This is a genomic window from Thioalkalivibrio thiocyanoxidans ARh2 (genome assembly GCF_000385215.1).
In the GTDB taxonomy this organism is placed as follows: Bacteria; Pseudomonadota; Gammaproteobacteria; order Ectothiorhodospirales; family Ectothiorhodospiraceae; genus Thioalkalivibrio; species Thioalkalivibrio thiocyanoxidans.
Genome location: NZ_ARQK01000054.1, coordinates 40,671 through 54,943, shown reverse-complemented (window position 1 = coordinate 54,943; position 14,273 = coordinate 40,671). Strand labels below are relative to the sequence as shown.

12 protein-coding genes are annotated in these 14,273 nt (G+C 67.6%); 4 read left to right on the top strand and 8 right to left on the bottom strand.

Annotated features, from left to right (window positions below; genetic code table 11):
* Positions 1–21: 21 nt before the first annotated feature.
* The 3 genes from rlmD to cysM are packed head-to-tail and all read right to left on the bottom strand — an operon-like array spanning position 22 to position 3,076.
* On the bottom strand, positions 22–1,362 hold the full coding sequence (gene rlmD / locus G372_RS0108925; RefSeq protein ID WP_018864869.1) for a 23S rRNA (uracil(1939)-C(5))-methyltransferase RlmD: 1,341 nt from the start codon (positions 1,360–1,362) through the stop codon (positions 22–24).
* Positions 1,362–2,168, bottom strand: coding sequence for a 3'-5' exonuclease (locus tag G372_RS0108920; RefSeq protein ID WP_018864868.1), 807 nt, complete (start codon positions 2,166–2,168; stop codon positions 1,362–1,364). The genes rlmD and G372_RS0108920 overlap by 1 nt, the downstream gene beginning before the upstream one ends.
* A complete protein-coding gene (gene cysM, locus G372_RS0108915) occupies positions 2,165–3,076 on the bottom strand; it encodes a cysteine synthase CysM (protein WP_018864867.1) in 912 nt (303 codons plus the stop codon). Before cysM ends, G372_RS0108920 begins: the two co-directional genes overlap by 4 nt.
* A 530-nt stretch (positions 3,077–3,606) precedes the next feature.
* Between cysM and G372_RS0108910 the strand changes: the two genes are divergently transcribed.
* Positions 3,607–4,314, top strand: a complete 708-nt coding sequence (locus G372_RS0108910) for a MarC family protein (RefSeq protein WP_018864866.1) — start codon at positions 3,607–3,609, stop codon at positions 4,312–4,314.
* A 22-nt stretch (positions 4,315–4,336) separates the two neighbouring features.
* On the opposite strand, the gene G372_RS0108905 is transcribed toward G372_RS0108910, so the two are convergent.
* Both G372_RS0108905 and G372_RS0108900 read right to left on the bottom strand, forming a co-directional pair.
* Positions 4,337–5,671, bottom strand: a complete 1,335-nt coding sequence (locus G372_RS0108905; RefSeq protein ID WP_018864865.1) for an MFS transporter — start codon at positions 5,669–5,671, stop codon at positions 4,337–4,339.
* Positions 5,672–5,732: 61 nt separating this feature from the next.
* The gene (locus G372_RS0108900) at positions 5,733–6,371 is read right to left on the bottom strand and encodes a retropepsin-like aspartic protease family protein (RefSeq protein WP_018864864.1); all 639 of its coding nucleotides are present in this window, start codon (positions 6,369–6,371) and stop codon (positions 5,733–5,735) included.
* A gap of 107 nt (positions 6,372–6,478) precedes the next feature.
* Between G372_RS0108900 and G372_RS0108895 the strand changes: the two genes are divergently transcribed.
* From G372_RS0108895 to ispG, 3 genes are all read left to right on the top strand, one after another.
* Positions 6,479–7,309 (top strand): hypothetical protein, encoded by an 831-nt coding sequence (locus G372_RS0108895; protein WP_018864863.1) that lies wholly within the window; start codon positions 6,479–6,481, stop codon positions 7,307–7,309.
* Complete coding sequence (locus tag G372_RS0108890) at positions 7,290–8,384, top strand: hypothetical protein (RefSeq protein ID WP_019623658.1); 1,095 nt, start codon at positions 7,290–7,292, stop codon at positions 8,382–8,384. Before G372_RS0108895 ends, G372_RS0108890 begins: the two co-directional genes overlap by 20 nt.
* Before the next feature lie 112 nt (positions 8,385–8,496).
* Positions 8,497–9,723, top strand: a complete 1,227-nt coding sequence (ispG, locus tag G372_RS0108885) for a flavodoxin-dependent (E)-4-hydroxy-3-methylbut-2-enyl-diphosphate synthase (RefSeq protein WP_018864861.1) — start codon at positions 8,497–8,499, stop codon at positions 9,721–9,723.
* A 142-nt stretch (positions 9,724–9,865) separates the two neighbouring features.
* Here the strand turns inward: ispG and G372_RS0108880 are convergent, their stop codons facing one another.
* The 3 genes from G372_RS0108880 to G372_RS0108870 form a co-directional block, all read right to left on the bottom strand.
* Positions 9,866–10,522, bottom strand: a complete 657-nt coding sequence (locus G372_RS0108880) for a TorF family putative porin (RefSeq protein WP_018864860.1) — start codon at positions 10,520–10,522, stop codon at positions 9,866–9,868.
* Between the two features lie 83 nt (positions 10,523–10,605).
* Positions 10,606–11,991, bottom strand: a complete 1,386-nt coding sequence (gene mgtE / locus G372_RS0108875) for a magnesium transporter (protein ID WP_018864859.1) — start codon at positions 11,989–11,991, stop codon at positions 10,606–10,608.
* A 637-nt stretch (positions 11,992–12,628) separates the two neighbouring features.
* Positions 12,629–14,200, bottom strand: a complete 1,572-nt coding sequence (locus G372_RS0108870; protein ID WP_018864858.1) for a methyl-accepting chemotaxis protein — start codon at positions 14,198–14,200, stop codon at positions 12,629–12,631.
* Positions 14,201–14,273: the final 73 nt, after the last annotated feature.

The following is a 14,273-nucleotide window of genomic DNA, read 5'->3' as shown; positions in this document are numbered from 1 at the left end:
TTGGCTCGTCGGGCCGGCGCGTCAGTCGCGCCGGAACACGGCCATGGATTCCACATGGGCGGTATGCGGGAACATGTCCATGATCCCGGCCCGCTCCAGGCGATAGCCATGATGATGCACCAGGCGCTCGGCGTCACGGGCGAGCGTGGCCGGGTTGCAGGAAACATAGACCATGCGCTCGATGCGCTGCGGCGCCAGCGCCTCGATCACCGCGGCCGCGCCGGTGCGCGGCGGGTCCAGCAGCACGCGGTCATGGCGCTCGCCCAGCCAGCCGGCATCTTTAAGCGCGTCCACGTCGTCCAGGTCGGCGCGTTCGTAGCGGGTGTTGGCAATGCCCTGGTCGCGGGCATTGGCGCGCGCCCGTGCCAGCATCGCGTCGTCCACCTCAACGCCCACCACTTCGCCGGCCACCTCGCCGTTCGTCACGCTGCGTGCCAGCGGCAGGGTGAAATTGCCCAGCCCGCAGAACAGATCCAGCACCCGCTGGCCGGGCTGCAGGTCCAGCGCGGCCAGCGCCTGCGGGACCATCTTGCGGTTGATCCCGGCATGCACCTGGATGAAGTCCGTGGGCATGAACGGGACCGACACGCCGTAGTCCGGATGGCGATAGACCAGCGGCTCGATCGGCCCGGCCAGCGGTTCCACCGTCTCCGGGCCGCCAGGCTGCAGATACACCTGAATGCCCTCGGCCTCCGCCCAGTCGGACAGCCGGGCGCTGTCCGCCTCCGACAGCGGATCCAGGTTGCGGAAGATCAGCGCCACACGCTCGTCATCATCCACCGCCACCTCGATCTGCGGCAGGCGGTCGCGCGCCTCGAGGCCACCGATCAGCTCGCGCAGGTCCCGGATGCGCTGCCCCACGGCCGGGTGCAGCACCTCGCAGTGGGTCATCTCGGCCAGATACGGGCTGCCGCGCTCGCGAAAGCCGACCAGTACCCCGCCCTTCTTGGGCACGTACTTCGCCCCCAGCCGCGCGGTGCGCCGGTAGCCGAGGGTGGTGTCGGTCAGCGGCTCGAAACGGGCCTCGGGGGTCACGTGGCCGATGCGCTCGAGGGCATCGAACAGGGCCTGCTCCTTGATCGCGCGCTGGGTCTCGATCGACGCGTGCTGTAGCTTGCAGCCGCCACACAGGCCGAAGAACTCGCAGGGCGGCTCCACCCGACCCGGCGCGGCCTCCAGCACCTCGACCACCTCGGCACTGTCGAAGCGCCGCTTGCGCCCGGTCTGCACGGCCATTACCCGCTCGCCCTTCAGCGCCCCATGGATGAAGCAGGCCTTGCCATCGCGGCGGATCACGCCCTGGCCATCCAGCGTGACCTCCTCGATGGTGGCCTCGAACGGGGTCTTGTCAATGCGTGCCATCAGTCCGTGCGGCCGGCCGACTGCCAGGCGTCGAGGAATTCCCGGTGGTGGGCGGCACCGCTGGCCTCCAGGTATTCGGCCAGCTGCTGCTGGCGGCTGGCCAGGGCTGTGTCGGTCAGGTTGCCGCGCATGTACTCGAAGCGCAGCCAGACCAGATAGGTGTTCAGCACGTCGTGCTCCACATAGTCGTGGATCTCGGCCTGCCGGCCATCACGCCAGGCCGGCCAGACCTGCGAGCCGTCCATGCCCAGCTTGCCGGGGAAGCCGAGCAGGCTCGCCATCATGTCGAGGCTGGTGACCGCGCGCCCCTGGAACCCGGCCAGCACGTCCATCAGGTCCACATGGCGCCAGTGGAAGCGCGACAGGTAGTTGTTGTAGCGAAACTCGCGGTCGTCGTCGCCCTGCTCCCAGTAGCGCGGGGCCTGTACGCCGTTGACCAGTGCGCGGTAGTGCAGCACCGGCAGGTCGAAGCCGCCGCCGTTCCAGCTGACCAGCTGCGGCGTGCGCTTGTCGATCACGTCGAAGAACTGGCGCAGCAGCTCGGCCTCGGTCGGCGCCTGGCCGTCCTCGCCCTCGCGCCCGAAGGCGGAGAGTTTCAGCGCGTCGCCCCCCTGGTAGAGCACGCCGATGGAGACGATGCGGTGCAGCGGGTGCTTCAGGAATTCCGTGCCGGCCTGCGCGCGGCGCAGGGCGAACAGCGCCTCGGCCACCTCGTGATCGCTCAGGCCGTCGAAGTCGTGCAGGCGCCGGGCGCCGTCGATGTCGGGGACGGTCTCGAGATCGAAGATCAGGAGCGGGGCACTCATGCGGGAAACACGCCGGTGGAAATGTAGCGGTCGCCGCGGTCACAGATGATCGCGACGAAGGTGCCGCCCTCGGTCGCAGCCGCCAGCTTCAGGGCCGCGGCCACGGAACCACCGGACGACACCCCGGCGAAGATGCCCTCCTCGGCGGCCAGCCGGCGCATGGTGTCCTCGGCCTCCGTCTGGGTCACGTCCACGGTCTGATCGACCCGCGAGGCCTCGAAGATGGTCGGCAGGTACGCCTCCGGCCAGCGCCGGATGCCGGGGATGGACGATCCCTCGGTGGGCTGCACGCCGACGATCTGCACACTGGGGTCGCGCTCCTTCAGATAGCGCGACACGCCCATGATGGTGCCGGTGGTCCCCATGGCCGAGACGAAGTGGGTTACCGTGCCCTCGGTGTCGCGCCAGATCTCCGGGCCGGTGCCGATGTAGTGGGCGTCCGGGTTGTCCGGGTTGCCGAACTGGTTCAGCACCCGGCCCTTGCCCTCGGCCTCCATGCGGTCGGCCAGATCGCGCGCGCCTTCCATGCTCTCCTCGCGCGAGACCAGCACCAGCTCGGCGCCAAAGGCCTTCATCGAGGCGCGGCGCTCGGCGGACATGTTGTCCGGCATCACCAGGATCATGCGATAGCCCTTCATCGCCGCGACCATCGCCAGCGCGATACCGGTATTGCCGCTGGTCGCCTCGATCAGGGTGTCGCCGGGCTGGATGTCCCCACGGCGCTCGGCCGCCTGGATCATGTTCAGCGCGGGCCGGTCCTTGACCGAACCGGCGGGATTGTTGCCCTCGAGCTTCACCAGCACCGTGGACGGCAGGTCCGCCGCCATGCGCTGCAGGCGCACCAGCGGCGTGTTGCCGACAAAGTGCTCGAGGGTCGGGAAGGATTCCGGGTGCAGACGTTTCTTCATGCGCGCAGAGTATAACGACCGGGCCCCGTCCCTGCCCACGCATGCGACGGTCCGGTGCCGGGGCTTCCCATGGCGATTGCTTCGTCGCGTTGCTCCTCGCAATGACGCGAAGGGGGCATCGTCCTCGCGAGACCCCGCCGGGGGGCCCGGCAACTTCCGTCCGGAACCACCGGAACCGAATTTCGGGCGCCCCGCAAGCTTCAGGCGATTGCTTCGTCGCTTGGCTCCTCGCAATGACACCAAGAGGGCACCGTCATCGCGAGGAGCGGAGCGACGTGGCGATCTCCACGCGGACTCCGGCGTGAGTCCGGGTGAACGCCGGAGTTGCGCCCTGAGATTACTCGCCGCGCTCGGCCTGCGGTCGTTCAACGCGCTTCGCGCTTTTGTGTCGCGACCCCTCCGGGCCTCGCAATGACGTCGGAAAAGAATACTGTCATCGCGAGGCGCGCAGTGCCGTGGCGATCGGTGTGACCAGGCCACCTGCGCAAGCCCGTCTCGCAACCTCCCGGCTTCCGGCCTAAGATCCAGTCATGCTCGTATTGCTGGAATACCTGGTCGTCACCTTCCTGGCGGTGTTCGTGATCGTGAACCCGCTGACGACGGCATTCATCTTCACGGCAATGCTGCCACGCGCCTCGGAGGAGAAGCGCCGGGCGATCGCGATGCGCTCGGTGAAGGTAGCCACCTCCTTGCTGTTCGCGTTTGCCCTGCTGGGCGGGGTGATCTTCCAGCTGTTCGGCATCACCCTGGCCGCGTTTCGCATCGCGGGCGGCATCATCCTGTTCGGCATCGCGATCGGCATGATCCGGCAGAAGGGGGCGACCGAAAAGGAGACCGCCGAGGAGGTCAAGGCCGACAAGGGGCAGGTGACCGAGGACATCTCGGTGATCCCGCTGGCGATCCCGTTCATGAGCGGCCCGGGCGCGATCGCCACGGTAATGATCCTGACCAGCGAGGCCCCGACGGTCTACCACACGGGGCTCGTGTTCCTCGGCGTGCTGGCCTGCATGGTCGCCTGCTACTACGCGATGATCTATTCGCGCTACATCGTCCAGTACCTGGGCGACACCGGGAAGGACATCCTGACCAAGGTCTTCGGCCTGATCCTCGCAGTACTGGCCGTGCAGTTCGTGATCAACGGCATCAGCGATGCCGCGATCGGCTTCATGCTGGACACCGAGTTGCTGGACGAAACCGAGGTGGAGGACCCGCGCATCCCGGCGCGTGACCAAGACTAGTCGGCCACTCGTACCGGCCCACTCAAGCCGTCCGGGTTGCCCGAGCGCGCTGCGGGAGACGCACCGGGATCGAGGCCAGCAGCGCGGCCACGAACAGGAACAGACAGAACAGGATTGCGTTGGCCAGGCCCAGCCAGGCCTGCAGCAGGCCGATCCCGGCGAGGCCAAAGATCGCGGCCGCGCGCGCCGACAGGGCCCAGAACCCGAACCAGCGCCCGGCCTCGCGCACCGGGACCATCATGCCCACCAGCGCGCGCCCGGCCGACTGCGCGGACCCCAGACAAAGACCGGCAAGGATGCCGACCCCGAGAAACACCATCTGCGCCTCCACCGGATGGCCAAGCAGCGCGCTCAACCACTGCGCGATGGTCGTGGTACCGAAGATTGCCAGCACCGCCAGCGCCCACAGCGCCAGGGTGATGCGGTAGATACGCACCGGGCCAACCCGGTCCATCAGGAAGCCAAAACCGATCGCACCGATGATCGCCGTGATCTGAGTGATCACGAACATCGCGATGCGCACGGGCTCGTCCCACTCGATCACCTGCGCGCCGTAAATGAACGTGAAGGAAATGATGATGAAGATCCCGGCCATCATGAAGAAGATGGACACATACAGCGCGCGCAGCTCGCGGCGCTGACCCAGCGTAACCAGCGACTCGCGCACCCGGCGCCAGCCAAGCCCCAGCTGCAGCCGTCGGCGCATGCGCCGGCGTGTGCCGCGCTCCTTCAGGAACAGGAAGGTCGGGATCGCCGAGAGCAGGAAGAAGGCCGCGGCGAACGGCCCCACCCAGCGGATGCGCTCGAAGTTCCCCTCGCTGACCTCGCCCAGGAGCCCCAGGGCGAAGGCGGTGGCGACCAGCCCGCCGAGATACCCCATGCCCCAGCCAAGCCCCGAGATCCAGCCAAGCTTCTCCGGCGGCCCGAGGCTGGGCAGGAAGCTGGCGATAAAGGACTCGCCGATCGCGTAGCCGAAGTTGGAGGCGATGATCAGCGCCATACCGAAGATCACCAGCCCCGGCTCGACGAAGTACAGCAGGCCAGTGGTCACCACGGTCAGCATCCAGGAGGCCATCAGGAAGCGCTTGCGCGAGGCTGTGGCGTCCATCACCGCACCGGCAAACGGTGCGGCGATCACCACCATCGCGTAGCTGGTCGCCAGTGCAAAACTCCACAGGAAATTGCCCAGGCGGTAGTCGGGCCCGTCGCCGACGATAATGCGAGTAAACAGATCGCCGAAGATCACGGTGATGATCAGCAGCGTGTAGGCCTGGTTGGCGAAGTCGAACATCGCCCAGCCGAAGATCTCGCGGCGCGGGGCGGGGGCATCGACGGGGTGACGCCGGATCAGCGGCATAGGGGACCAGAGGTCATGGTTTGGCGCATCCTAACGCGAATCCATTCGACAGTTTTTGAGCTTACGGCCGGATGGTGTAGGCCCCGCCGTCGAACTCGACCTCGAAGGCGTCCAGGAACGCCTGGCCCAGCCGCGACCGCGGCAGGTCGTCGTCCGCAAGGACGATCACCGGCACGTCATCGCGGGCCAGATGCCCCAGCTGCAGGCGATCAACGCGCAATGAGTACCCCGTCACTATCCCGCGTGCGCGTTCGACCCGGACCGACTCCCCACGGTCGGGATCCAGGCCCGAGCGCCGGGCATCGCGCTCGCGCAGCAGTACCGACTCGCCCTCGGGATCGATCACGAACGTCACCGCCTGGCCATTGACCCCGCCGGTAACCGCGTGCTCGCCCGCCGAATCCCGATGTACGGTGACCCCGGCGCCACGCCGATCGGACTGGGGGGCACCGGCGCCGCGGGGGCGCCGTTCTACCTGCAGTTCGCGGCGATCGCCGTCGCGCTCGACCACCGCCCCACTGCCGGAGATGCGCAGCACCCGCACCCCGCCCGGCCCGATCTCCCCCTCGCCGACCAGGGCGCGCTCGCCGTCGATCGACAGCACGACCTGATTGCCGAACACGGCATGCAGCTGCCAGTCCTCCGCCGCGACCGGCGCGGCGAGCAGACAAAGCACAATGATGACGGCGATGTGTGGCATGCCCCGGTTATACCCTGACCGCCTGAATCGCACCAGAACGGCTTCTTCCTGCATCACGCGATGCCGACGCTTGCTACCATCGGGAGACATTCTTTGCGGAGCCCCGCATGTCCGCCACTGTCCCCACCGCCACGGCGCCCACCCGGGCGCCGGCCACCGCCGCCCGCCAGCTGTTCACGCTGGTGCTCCTGCTGATCGGCCTGTGGCTTTTGCACCTGAACCTGCGCGTGGCGCCCGAGGCGGTGATCCTGGCCCTGTGGATCGGGGCGACCCTGCTGATCGGCTACGGCGGCTTTCGCCGCCACCGGCTGCGCCGAGCCGCCTTTCTGCGCGGCTACCTGGATGCGGGCAGCCCGTGGAGCGAACGCCTGCGCGGGGGCCCGTTGATGGCGCTGCGTCACCTGCTTGTGGGTGCCCTGCTGGGCGGGCTTCTGGTGCTGGCGCTGGCCCGCATCCAGACCCCGGCGGTGTGGGCGGTCCTGGTCGCGGGCGCGCTGGCACTGGTCGTACTGGAGGCCGCCTTGGCCCGTCTGGTCGCCGGTCATGCGCATCCGCGGCTGGCCCCGGAGCTGGCCCGGCGCGGCGCCTTGTGGATCACCGGCGTCGGGATGACGCTGGCTTTGCTGGTGCTGGCCCTGCGTGGCTGGTATCCGGATCTGTCCGGCACCTCACTGGAACAGGTGATCTGGTTCATGGTGGAACACGAGGGGGCCCGCAGCGCCGTACTGGAAGTGGGGCTGCAGCTGGCCGCGGCCCAGGACGGGCTGCGCCTGTGGCTCGGCCAGCAGTGGCTGCCGCCCGGCGCCCAGCCACTGCCGGTGCTGGTGGCCTGGTCGCTTCTGCTGATCGAACAGGCATTCCTGGCGGTCGGTTTCCTGCTGCTGGCCAATGGTCTGTTCCCGCCCCGCGATCCCGGCGATGAGCCCGCGCAACCGTAGGCTCCTGCGGACTCTGGTCTGGTTCGCGCTGACCGCCCTCGCGGCGGCCGCATTCCTGGCCCAGGTCGATCTCCACGAAGCACGCCAGTGGGATGACCAGGCGCATGTCGAACTAGAGTTCGAGGGCGAGCGCTATCGGCTCGACCGCGACCGACTGAGCCGCCTGGAGCGCTTCTCGCTGGAGTGGCTGGAGGCCGGAGACGAGCAGGTCCGAAGCCAGTGGCAGACCCGAATCGATCACCAACTGGACCGGCACTTCCAGACCCTGCACGACCGCGTGCCCGAGGTCGCGGACTGGTACTTCTCGCTGGGCGCGGAATATCAGCGCCTGTTGCTCCGCGGTGCCCAGTGGCTGGGCACGGCCGAAGACGACGCGGCCACACGGGCCCTGCGCGACCGGCTCCTGCCGGAAGACCTCTGGGACGGCCCCCTGCAGGCGCTGGCCGAACGGGCGCAATGGGGCCTGGACGAGGATCAGCGCAAGGTCCGGGATGCCTGGCGCATCGCCCTGACGCGCGAGATGGCCGACGCCCGCGTACCCGCCACGCCGGCCGCCCTGCAGTCCCCGATCGAACAGCACGCGCGCATCGAACGGGCCCAGCAACTGGCCCGCGCTATGGATGCGGATCTCGCCCGACTGGAACAGCGCGCGGGCCTGGCGGCCACGGCCGCCGCCGGGACCGGGCTGGCCACCCCGCTGATCGCCCGTGCGGTGCAGGCCCGGCTGGCGGCCCAGGCCGCGCGCAGTGGCGCCGCGGCACTGACCCGGGCCGGGCGCGCGGGGGCCCTGGGCGCGGGGGTCTGTGCCTGGAGCGGCCCGGTCTCGCTCGGCTGCGGGATCGCGGCCGCCGGCGCGGCCTGGGTCGGGACCGACTGGGTGCTGCTACGCATCGACGAGGCGCGCCACCGCGAGGATCTCGAGGCCGCCCTGCACGAGGCCCTGCACGCCCTGCACACCGAGACCCGCCTAACCTGGCAGCAGTCCATCGCCGAGCATGTCGAGGCACGCCACGCGGCCAGCCGCGAATCGATCGACAAGACCTTCCAGCCGTGGAAGGCGGCCCTGAATCCGTGAACCCGGGCACCCGTTGCACCCCCGGCAACCCCGTCGCGCCTGCGGCGTCTCGGCAGCGGGCGGGGCCTGCGTTACACTCCGCGCACCGAATTGACGCGCCCGCACCCTCGACATGAACACGACCCCCGCCCGCCGCAAGACCGTCCCCGTTCGCATCGGCCACGTCACCGTCGGTGGCGATTCCCCGGTGATGGTGCAGTCGATGACCAACACCGACACCGCCGATGCCCTGCGCACCGCCGTGCAGGTGGCGGAGCTGGCGCGCGCCGGCTCCGAGGTCGTGCGCATCACGGTGAATTCCGAGGACGCGGCGAAGGCGGTGCCGGAGATCCGCGAGCGGCTGGAGGCCATGGGGCTGGACGTGCCGCTGGTCGGGGACTTCCACTTCAATGGGCACAAGCTGCTGACCAAGTACCCGGAGTGCGCCGAGGCACTGGCCAAGCTGCGCATCAATCCCGGCAATGTCGGCCGCGGCTCCAAGCGGGACGCCCAGTACGCCGCGATGATCGAGACCGCGATCCGCTACGACAAGCCGGTGCGCATCGGCGTGAACTGGGGCAGCCTGGACCAGGCCCTGCTCGCGCGGATGATGGACGAGAACAGCCAGCGCGCCGAGCCGGCCGCACCCGAGGCCGTGATGCAGGAGGCGCTGATCGCCTCGGCACTGGAGAGCGCGGCCGCGGCCGAGCGCATCGGCCTGCCGCATGACCGCATCATCCTCTCGGCCAAGGTCAGCGGCGTGCAGCCGCTGATCAGCGTCTACCAGGACCTGGCCGCGCGCTGCGACTACCCGCTGCACCTCGGGCTGACCGAGGCCGGCATGGGCGCGAAGGGCATCGTCGCCTCCACCGCCGCGCTGGCCGTGCTGCTGCAGCAGGGGATCGGCGACACCATCCGTATCTCGCTGACCCCGGAACCCGGCGGCGACCGTACCCAGGAGGTCCTGGTGGCCCAGGAGATCCTGCAGAGCATGGGGCTGCGCAGCTTTCTGCCGTCGGTGGTCGCCTGCCCCGGCTGCGGGCGTACCTCCAGCGAGTACTTCCAGCACCTGGCGCAGGACATCCAGTCCTACATCCGCCAGCAGATGCCCAGCTGGAAGCAGCAGTACCCGGGTGTGGAAGAGATGACCGTCGCGGTGATGGGCTGCGTGGTCAACGGCCCCGGCGAGAGCAAGCACGCCAACATCGGCATCTCCCTGCCCGGCACCGGCGAGCAGCCGGTGGCCCCGGTCTACGAGGACGGCGAGAAGACCGTGACGCTCAAGGGCGAACGCATCGCCGAGGAATTCCAGGCCCGCGTCGAGGCCTATATCGAACGCCGCTACGGCCAGACCGCCTGACGCGGCACCCGTACGGCCTCATCCCGGCCGCAGCGAAGCGAAGGGCCGGGATCCCCGGCGTTTAACCTAGACCACAGATCCCGGATCACCGCTGCGCGGCGGCGTCCGGGCTGGCCCTGCAGACGCAACGCACGTCAGGGCATCAGAAGTGAACGCTGTAACCGCCCACCAGCAGGTGCTGCGCACCGCTCTCGTCGCGAGAGGCGTAGGTCAGCGAGAAAGTGCCGAAGTCGGTCGCGTGCGCCGCGCCCAGCTCCCAGAACTTCGCACCGTTGTCGTCAGCCGGATCGTCATAGCCCACCCCGCCGAAGAGCTCGGTGCGTGGAGCGACCTCGTGCCCGGCGCCGGCGAACCACACGCGGCTGCCCTCGGCGTCACGGTCATCAGCGTGCGCGACATACGCCACCTCGGCGAACAGCGGCCCCCAGTCGGCGCCCAGGAACAGCTCGCCCTCGTCTTCGTCCTTCAGACTGGAGTGGTGGGAGTACTCGTAGCCGAACTCGATGCCGATCGGCCCGGCATCGAAGCCATAGCCGACGAACGGGACGATCTCGGTGCCACGGCCACTGCCAAGGCTGGAGGCCTGCACACCGGTGAACACGCCGGTGGGGAAGCCCAGCTCGAAGCCCCCCTGCACCACCGGGTCGTTGTCGGATTTGGAGGCACCGTCGTCGATGTAGTCGGTGAACACGCCGATGTTGAATTCGGCCTCGGTGGCTTGAGTGGCCGGCACACCGAAGGCGAAGACTCCGGCCACGGTGGCGGCCAGCACGCCGCGATGGAAGTTGCGATGGTTCATGTCGATTCCTCTTTGCTCAATCGTTCTTTGCAGGCGTGTTGCCGGATTCTGTCTCCGGCAACATGACTCGGGTTCCCCGGCATTCAGGCCGGCATGTGCGCACTCAGCAGCCAGGCAGCCATGCCGAAGTACACAGCCAGACCGGTAAAATCCTTGATAGTGGTGATGAACGGATCCGCGCCCGGTGCATGGTCCACTCCGATCTTCAGCAGTACCCAGGGCAGCAGGAAGCCCAGGATCGAGGCGGTGAACACCGAGAAAAACAGCGCCGTGCCGACCACGAATCCCAGCTGCGGGATATCATTCGGCGCACCCTGCCAAAAGTAGGCGATGGTCCCGGCGAGCACGGCCATGATCACCCCCATCGCCAGGCCCACGCCCCCCTCGCGCACCAGGTGGTGGCGAAAGAAACGCCCCAGATTGATATGCCCCAGGGCAAGCCCGCGGGCGAAGATCGTGGTCGACTGCGTACCCACGTTGCCGCCCATATCCATCACCAGAGGGATGAAGATGGCCAGCGCGACCACCGCCGCCAGCGTGTCCTCGAAGAAGTCGATCACCCCGCCCACGGCCAGACCGCCGGCCAGCGTCACCATCAGGAAGGCCATGCGTACCTTGACCGCATAGCCGATCCCGCCGGAGGTCAGCTTCTCCGAGCGCACGACATCCTTCTGGTGCAGCAGGTCGCCGATCCCGGCCTTCTTGTAGAAGTCCTCCGAGGTGTCTTCCTCGAGCACGTCCATCGCGTCGTCGATGCGCAGCACCCCCACCAGCACGCCGTCGGCATCCACCACCGGCAGATACGGCAGATCCGTGCGCTGCAGCAGGCGGGCGGCCTCGACCTTGTCGCCGTCGGGCGTGGTGTAGAAGTCCTCCAATTCGATCAGATCCCCAACCGTCTGGCCGGACTCCGCGCGGAACATCCGGCCCAGGCGCACCAGCCCCTGGTAGTGGTGGTCGCGATCGGTAATCAGCAGCGCCGCCCCGATATCGTCCGGCATATTGCGATCGTCGCGCAGGCGGGCAGTGACCTCGCCGACGGTCTCTTCCGGGGTCACCCAGAACACCGGGCGACGCATCACACGGGCCACGGTGTCTTCGTCCTGACGCCACAGGGCGCGCACCTTGTCGCGCTTCGCTCCGGGGAGGGCATCCAGGAGATCGTCCGCCAGGGACTTGCCAACCAGCGTCAGAGACCGCGCCAGGGTGTAGGCCGGCAGGGCCTGCACCAGCTCGCGGGCCTCCGGCTCGGGCATATGCTCGAACAGGATCGCCTGTTCTTCGTCGTCCATCGCCAGGAAGATGGCGCGACGCTCATTGGTGTCCACACCCTCGAGGATTACCAAGCGGGAACGCGGGTCCAGTTCCGACAGGCGGTTGGCGGTGATGGCCGGGACCGGATGGATCACCTCGTCGCGGGCAGCACCCACGTCACCGGCATGAATCATTTCCAGAATCTTGTCGTTCATTGCAATGCTCCTTGTGCTTAAAAAAATAAAAAACGCACGCGGGGCATTACAAAAGACAAAAGAATCCCGTGACCGCTGGTGGCGGTCTTTTACAAAACCCCCATCAGCGAGACGAACACACTTTTCCTTTTCTCACTGCCCCGCAGTGATATTCCGGATCTAGACCCGGGGTCGTCGTCTTCAGGCGCTGGCATGGCGACCTCCTGCTGGTTGCTGGTTCAGGCTTCTTCCGTTACGCGCACAGAAATACACGCATCGGCCCTGGCTAGGGAGACGCTGATTTAATCACACGTCTCCCTAAGGGCAGAGGCGGAACATCATCGAACGGCATGGGGCAGCGCGCCACGCGCAAGGGCGGGCGCAGCACGGGCTTGGGGGCTGGGGAAACGCCCGCGAGGGACGCTAGGGGGAAGGCGTTCTGTCACCCCCCGGAGTCACGCATATCGCTGACACCGGGGGACACCACCGCATTACCGGGTGGCGGGACCCCGCTGGCAACGATATGCACGCTCGTACCGGCCACCGGCCCGACGCTCATGCATCCATCGACAACAGTCCATTGACAGACCTCTGCTACTCAAGATGGGGGCGATTGTAGTGGCGTACATTCACCTTCGCAACCCCGTAAATAAAATTTCTACACGGCCTTTTGTTCAAAACGCTGGATCAGGGCTTTTAATTCGGCGGCCTCGGTCTGCATGCGCGCGCTGGCGTCGCGTGCGTGCACCGAGACCGAGCCGGTTTCGCTGGCGACATCGCGGATGGAGGTCACATTGCGGTTGATCTCCTCGGAGACCGCGCTTTGTTCCTCGACCGCCGTGGCGATCTGGGTATTCATCTCGGTGATCTGGGCGACGGCCTCGCGGATGGTGGTCAGCGAGTCGCCGGCCGCCTGGGCCTTTTCCACCCCGTCGGCCGCCCGCTCCTGACTGGCGCGCATCGCCGACATCGCCTCGCGCGCGCCAGCCTGCAGGCTCTCGATCATGTTGCGGATGGTCACCGTGGACTCGTCGGTGCGCTGCGACAGCGAGCGCACCTCGTCGGCTACCACCGCGAACCCCCGCCCGTGCTCGCCCGCACGGGCGGCCTCGATCGCGGCATTCAGCGCCAGCAGGTTGGTCTGCTCGGCAATCTCGCGGATCACGCTCAGGATCTTGTCGATCTCCTCGGTGCTGGCCTCCAGCTTGCCCAGCTTCTCCGCGGTGGATTCGACCTCGGCCGCCATGCGGTTGATCACGGCGACCGTGTCGTTTACGACCTCCTGCCCGGCCCCGGTCTCCTTCTCGGCGTGAGTGGCCGCCTCGGCCGCGCGCGCGGAATTGCCCGCCATCTCCTGGATGGTCGAGCTCATCTCGTTCATCGCGGTGGCGACCTGATCGATCTCGTTTTGCTGACGTTCCACACCCGAGGCGGTCTGGTCGACGCTGCTGGCCATCGCCTGGGCGTCACCGGCCACGGCATCGGCCTTGTCCTCGATCCGCCCCAGTACCGTGCGCAGTTTCGCCTCGTTGAAGTGCTGGATCAGCTCCAGGGAGGCACTGTCGTCTCGCCGCCCGGTATAGATCGCCTCCATCACCGGGTTGTCGAACTGCTCGCGGGCGCGATGGACCGCCTGCCGAATACCAGAGGTGAAGACCAGCGACGCCACGCCGCCGGCGACAAAGATCAGCACCAGCAGGCCGGCCAGGACTTGCGGCGAAGGGGCGAGGAATACGGCAGCCAGAGCCAGCAGGAAGCCGATAATCCACGTCCCCGCGAGACGACAGGTGAGGCCGTGGTACCAGCGCCGCGCAAAGGTCCGCCCCCGGTTGATCGCGGCATAGACCTTCTCCGCGCGGGCGACATGCTCGCGTTCCGGGATGGCCCGCACCGACTCGTAACCGGTCTTGTGGCCATGCTCGTAGGCGGGCGTTACAAAAGCGTCCACCCAGTAGTGGTCACCGTTCTTGCGCCGATTCTTGACGATACCCATCCAGGGCTGGTCCGCCTTCAGGGTCTCCCACATATTCGCGTAGGCGGCCTCCGGCATGTCCGGGTGGCGCACGATGTTGTGGGCCGATCCTTCCAGCTCCTCACAGTCGAAACCACTGACCGTCACGAAGTCATCGTTGGCATAGCGGATCCGGCCCTTCTCGTCGGTGGCCGAGATCAGGTCTCCGTGGGCCTCCAGGGAATACTCGGTCTGAGTAACGGGAAGGTTCTTGCGCATAACGGACGTTGTCCTTTTTTCCGGTGTCGGGATGGAGCGGATGTGGCGGACAGGTCGCCGCGCCATTTCGCGC